The sequence below is a fragment of the Streptomyces sp. NPDC056361 genome, assembly GCF_042262805.1.
Lineage (GTDB): Bacteria > Actinomycetota > Actinomycetes > Streptomycetales > Streptomycetaceae > Streptomyces.
In genome coordinates this window covers 1-5,286 of sequence record NZ_JBHJQI010000262.1, presented here as the reverse complement: position 1 = coordinate 5,286, position 5,286 = coordinate 1, and the positions used below count along the sequence as shown (strand labels likewise).

General features: G+C 72.6%; 5 protein-coding genes. 1 reads left to right on the top strand and 4 read right to left on the bottom strand.

Going from position 1 to position 5,286, the window contains the following annotated elements:
• Window positions 1-55: 55 nt before the first annotated feature.
• The 4 genes from ACFCY7_RS39640 to ACFCY7_RS39625 form a co-directional block, all read right to left on the bottom strand.
• Entirely contained in the window at window positions 56-430 is a 375-nt protein-coding gene (locus ACFCY7_RS39640) for an RNA polymerase-binding protein RbpA (RefSeq protein ID WP_015032218.1), read from the bottom strand.
• 255 nt (window positions 431-685) lie between these two features.
• On the bottom strand, window positions 686-2,056 hold the full coding sequence (locus ACFCY7_RS39635) for an MFS transporter (protein WP_376490934.1): 1,371 nt from the start codon (window positions 2,054-2,056) through the stop codon (window positions 686-688).
• Window positions 2,057-2,112: 56 nt separating this feature from the next.
• Entirely contained in the window at window positions 2,113-2,877 is a 765-nt protein-coding gene (locus tag ACFCY7_RS39630) for a glycerophosphodiester phosphodiesterase (RefSeq protein WP_376490933.1), read from the bottom strand.
• Window positions 2,874-3,680 carry a YitT family protein gene (locus tag ACFCY7_RS39625; protein WP_376490932.1) on the bottom strand — a complete coding sequence of 269 codons (807 nt, stop codon included), beginning with the start codon at window positions 3,678-3,680 and terminating at the stop codon, window positions 2,874-2,876. The genes ACFCY7_RS39630 and ACFCY7_RS39625 overlap by 4 nt, the downstream gene beginning before the upstream one ends.
• A gap of 64 nt (window positions 3,681-3,744) precedes the next feature.
• Here ACFCY7_RS39625 and ACFCY7_RS39620 point away from each other — a divergent pair, with 64 nt between their 5' ends.
• On the top strand, window positions 3,745-5,244 hold the full coding sequence (locus tag ACFCY7_RS39620) for a PLP-dependent aminotransferase family protein (protein ID WP_376490931.1): 1,500 nt from the start codon (window positions 3,745-3,747) through the stop codon (window positions 5,242-5,244).
• The last annotated feature ends 42 nt before the right edge of the window (window positions 5,245-5,286 follow it).

Here is a 5,286-nt window from a genome sequence, read left to right as displayed (position 1 = left end):
GCCCGGTACACGGATCGTGTACCGGGCCCCGCGGCGTTGTGCGATCGGTCGCCCGCTAGGCGGACTTGCGGCTGTCGCGCGGATGCACGGCGATGTTCATCGCGCCGGAGCGCAGGACGGCCAGCCTCTCGGCGAGGACCTCCTCCAGCTCCTCGCGCGTACGGCGCTCCATGAGCATGTCCCAGTGCGTACGCGCAGGCTTGCCCTTCTTCTCCTCAGGTCCGTCCCCGTCCACCAGGAGAGCCTGGATTCCGCAGACCTTGCATTCCCACTCCGGCGGAATCTCCGCCTCGACCGAGAAGGGCATCTCAAAGCGATGTCCCTTCTCGCATGCGTACTCCACCGCCTGGCGCGGGGCCAGATCGATGCCGCGGTCGGTCTCGTAGCTCGTCACCACGAGGCGCGTGCCGCGAAGAGCTCGCTCACTCATGAATCGTGCCTCCCGGGCTTGTCGCCCACAGGACAGGTGTCGCTGTCGTCGTTATCCGGTCAACGTCCGGTCGGCGGTAAAGATTCCCGTGCCGGGTCATGCGTCGCCCGTCGTGCCGCCCCTTGTTGTACCCACCAGTGCCCGTTTTGTCACATCTGACGGCAGATATGACCCGGTGTCTTCACCAAAGCAGCACGCAGTAACGGTCCGCCTGGCAGGCCAAACGCGTACACTACCGCCCTTTCGATGCCACGTCTAAACGCGGTCCGGTACCGGGTTCCCCGCCGCCTCCACCGCGCGTCGTACCGGGACCCGGGCGAGCAGCGCGAAGCCCACCACGAAGAAGATCACGAGGGAGATGATGGCATCCCGATAGCTTCCGGTCAGCTGATACGCGAGACCGAACACGAGCGGACCGAGCCAGCTGAGCCCCCGGTCGCTCATCTCGTAGGCCGAGAAGTACTCCGCCTCCTTGCCGCGCGGCACCAGATGGGAGAACAGAGAGCGGGACAGGGCCTGGCTGCCGCCCAGGACCAGGCCGATCGCGGCGGCGAGACAGAAGAAGAAGACGGGCGCGTCGGCGGGCAGGAAGTACCCGGCCACAAGGATCAGCGTCCACACCGCGAGCGACGCGAGAATCGTCCGCTTGGCGCCGTACGTCCGGGCGAGTCGCCCCATGCCGAGCGCCCCCGCCACCGCGAGCACCTGCACCAGCAGGACCGCCGTGATGAGCGTCGTCTGGTCCAGCCCCAGCTCCTCGGAGCCGAACAGCGACGCCTGGGAGATCACCGTCTGGACGCCGTCGTTGTAGATCAGGTACGCCAGCAGGAAGGAGAGCGTCAGCGGATGACGGCGCATGTCCTTCAGCGTCGCCCGCAGCTGGCGCCAGCCGCTGCCGACCCCGCCCCCGGAGGCCCCGTCCCGGCCCTCCACACCCAGCCGCCGGTCACGCAGGCGGCGGAGCGGCACGATCGTGAAGGCGCCCCACCACACGCCCGCGGAGGCCAGGCAGATCCGGACCGCCTCACCCTCCGTCAGGCCGAAGGAGTCGTGGCCCTGGTAGAGGACCAGGTTCAGGACCAGGACCAGTGCGCCGGAGGTGTACCCGAAGGCCCAGCCGCGCGAGGAGACCGCGTCCCGCTCGTCCGGCTCCGCGATCTGCGGCAGATAGGCGTTGTAGAGCACCATCGAGACGGACAGCGAGGCGTTCGCCACGATCAGCAGGAACGCGCCCAGCAGATAGCGCTCGCCCGCCAGGAAGAACATCCCCGCCGTCGCGGCCGCCCCCAGGTACGCCGCCGCCGCGAGGAGCGGCTTCTTGCGGCCCGTCCGGTCGGCGACCGCGCCCACCAGGGGCATCGCCAGGACCGCGACCACGATCGACGCCGACACGGCGTACGCGAAGAGCGAGCCCGCCCGCACGGGTATCCCGAGCGGGTGCACGAAGCCCTCGGCGTCGGCGGCGGCGCGCGCGACCGAGGTCAGGTACGGGCCGAGGAACACGGTGAGCACGCTCGTCGAGTACACCGAGCAGGCGAAGTCGTAGAAATACCAGCCCCGCTGCTCGCGCCGCCGTTCGGCGGGGCCGGCGGCGTACTCCTCCGGCTCGGTGGTCGATGCGGTCACGGCCGCGCCCCCTCGTTCGTCCCGTGAGCCGTCCCCGTGTCACGGGGACCGCGGGCTCAGACCCACGCACCCCGCTCGGTCATCACCGAACGCAGCGTCTCCAGTCGATCGGTCATGATGCCATCGACTCCCAGGTCGAGGAGAGAGTTCATGCGCTCCGGATCGTTAACGGTCCACACGTGGACCTGGAGCCCGCGGGCGTGCGCCTCCCGCACGAAGCGCCGGTCGACCACCGGGACGCCGCCCTGGCGCTCGGGCACCTGCGCCGCGACGGCGCCGACGCGCAGCGCCGCCGGGATGCCGAGGGAGCGCAGCCGCAGCCCGATCACCCCGCGCACCCCGTAGGAGGTGGCCAGCCGGGGACCGGCCAGGCGCTGTGCCCGCGCGACCCGGGACTCGGTGAAGGACCCCACGCAGACCCGGTCCCAGGCGTCGGTCCTGCGGATCAGCTCCACCAGCGGGACGAGGGACGACTCGACCTTGAGGTCGATGTTCCAGCGGGCCTCCGGGAACTCCTCCAGGAGGTCGGCGAAGAGCGGCAGCGGTTCGGTGCCCGCCACCCGCGCCTCGCGCACCGCGGCCCACGGCAGGTCGCGGATGCGCCCCGAGGCGTCCGTGACCCGGTCGAGCGTCGAGTCGTGGAACGCCACGAGGGCGCCGTCGGCCGTCGTGTGCACATCGGTCTCGAAGTAGCGGTAGCCCGCCGCGGCCGCCAGGCGGAAGGCGGCCGCGGTGTTCTCCAGCCCGTTCGCCGTGCCGCCGCGATGGGCGAACGCGAGGGGGGAGGGGTGGTCGAGATAGGGGTGGCGTACGCGAGTCACCGCCGCAGTATGGCCTGTCCCGGTGTCGCCGGGGAGACCGAGGAGGGGCCGACGGCCGACTCCGGGGCGTCCGAGGAGGGGGCGGCAACCGGCTCGGAGGTGTCCGCGGAGAGGGCGGAGTCCGCTCCCGGCGGGGCTCCCGGGACGTCGGGCTCCGGTTCCGGTACGGCGAACCAGCGCAGGAAGAACTGGGCGAGCGGCCCGATGGCGAGCGCGTACAGCACCGTGCCGATGCCGACCGAGCCGCCGAGCAGGAAGCCGGTCGCGACCACGGCGATCTCGATGGCCGTCCGGACCAGCCGGATCGACCGCCCGGTCAGCCGGTGCAGACCGGTCATCAGGCCGTCGCGCGGACCCGGGCCGAACCGGGCCGCGATGTACAGGCCGGTCGCCACCCCGTTGAGCAGGATGCCGAGGACGAGCAGCGGGATCCGCCCCGCCAGGCCGTGGACGTCGGGGACGAGCGCCAGCGTGCCGTCCATCGCCAGGCCGATCACGAAGACGTTGGAGACCGTGCCGAGCCCCGGCCGCTGCCGGATCGGGATCCACAGCAGCAGCACCGCCGCCCCGACGACGATCGACACCACACCGATGGTCAGCCCGGACTTCTCGGCGAGGCCCTGGTGGAGGACGCCCCAGGGTTCGAGGCCGAGACCGCTCCGCACGAGGAGCGCCGAACTGACCCCGTACAGCGTCAGCCCGGCGTAGAGCTGGACGAGCCGACGGGTGAGGTGCCGGCCGTGGAGGCCGGAGGCGATGGACAAGGGACTGCCCCCCAGGGTGGTGGTAGTGGACTGACTCATGACACTCTGTGGCGGGGGATCGGGTGCCAACCATGGCCAATTCGATGAAGGTGGACTGATTTCGATGGCTCAGTGGACTTCGGCGGTGGGGCCGGCCCAGCTCGCCCGGCAGCTCCAGGCGCAGCAGCCGAGGCCCGCCGCACCCGGCACCCGGAAGCCGCCCGCGTACCGCGCGCTGGCCGACGGCATCCGCCTGCTCGTCCTGGAGGGGCGCGTGCCGGTCGCCGCCCGGCTGCCCGCCGAGCGGGAGCTCGCCCTCGCCCTCACCGTCAGCCGGACGACGGTGGCCGCCGCCTACGAGGCGCTCCGCACCGAGGGCTTCCTGGAGTCCCGGCGGGGGGCCGGCAGCTGGACCGCCGTACCGGCCGGGAACCCGCTGCCCGCGCGCGGCCTCGAACCGCTGCCCCCGGAGGCGCTCGGCTCGATGATCGACCTGGGCTGCGCGGCCCTGCCCGCGCCCGAGCCGTGGCTCACCCGCGGTGTCCAGGGAGCCCTGGAGGAGCTGCCGCCGTACGCCCACACGCACGGGGACTACCCGGCCGGGCTGCCCGCGCTGCGGCAGATGCTCGCCGACCGCTACACCGCCCGCGGCATCCCCACCATGCCCGAGCAGATCATGGTCACGACCGGCGCCATGGGGGCCATGGACGCCATCTGCCACCTCTTCGCGGGGCGCGGCGAGCGCATCGCCGTCGAGTCGCCTTCGTACGCCAACATCCTCCAGCTGATGCGGGAGGCCGGCGCCCGGCTCGTGCCCGTCGCCATGTCCGAGGGCCTCGGCAGCTGGGACCTGGGCCGCTGGCGGCAGGTGCTGCGCGACGCCGCGCCCCGCCTCGCGTACGTGGTCGCCGACTTCCACAACCCGACCGGCGCGCTGGCCGACGAGGACCAGCGGCGGCAGCTGGTCGAGGCGGCCCGCTCGGCCGGCACCGTCCTCGTCGTCGACGAGACCATGACCGAGCTCCACCTCGACGACGACCTGGAGATGCCCCGGCCGGTCTGCGCCTTCGACCCGGCCGGCTCCACGGTCCTGACCGTCGGCTCGGCCAGCAAGGCCTTCTGGGCGGGCATGCGGATCGGCTGGGTCCGGGCCGCGCCCGACGTGATCCGCTCCCTGGTCGCCGCGCGCGCGTACGCGGACCTCGGCACCCCCGTGCTTGAGCAGCTGGGCGTGAACTGGCTCATGCGGACCGGCGGCTGGGAGGAGGCCGTGACCCTCCGTCGCGACCAGGCGCGGGAGAACAGGAACGCGCTCGTCGCCGCGGTCCGCAGGGAGCTCCCGGAGTGGGAGTTCGCCGTGCCGCGCGGCGGGCTGACCCTCTGGGTCCGCACCGGCGGCCTCTCCGGCTCCCGGCTCGCCGAGGCGGGCGAACGGGTCGGCGTCCGCGTCCCCTCGGGACCGAGGTTCGGCGTCGACGGGGCCTTCGAGGGCTTCGTCCGACTGCCCTTCACGGTCGGCGGACCGGTCGCCGACGAGGCCGCCGCCCGGCTGGCCGCCGCGGCCCGCCTGGTCGAGTCGGGCGCGGTCGGAGGCGCCGAATCGCCCCGGTCGTTCGTGGCGTGACCCGCCCCTGACGGAGGAGAGGCCGGTACGGACCTTGGGGTC

What these genes read in the sequence shown, in the direction of transcription:
- ACFCY7_RS39640 (WP_015032218.1), bottom strand. Translation starts at nt 430, where the DNA reads ATGAGTGAGCGAGCTCTTCGCGGCACGCGCCTCGTGGTGACGAGCTAC.
- ACFCY7_RS39625 (WP_376490932.1), bottom strand. Translation starts at nt 3,680, where the DNA reads ATGAGTCAGTCCACTACCACCACCCTGGGGGGCAGTCCCTTGTCCATC.
- ACFCY7_RS39620 (WP_376490931.1), top strand. Translation starts at nt 3,745, where the DNA reads ATGGCTCAGTGGACTTCGGCGGTGGGGCCGGCCCAGCTCGCCCGGCAG.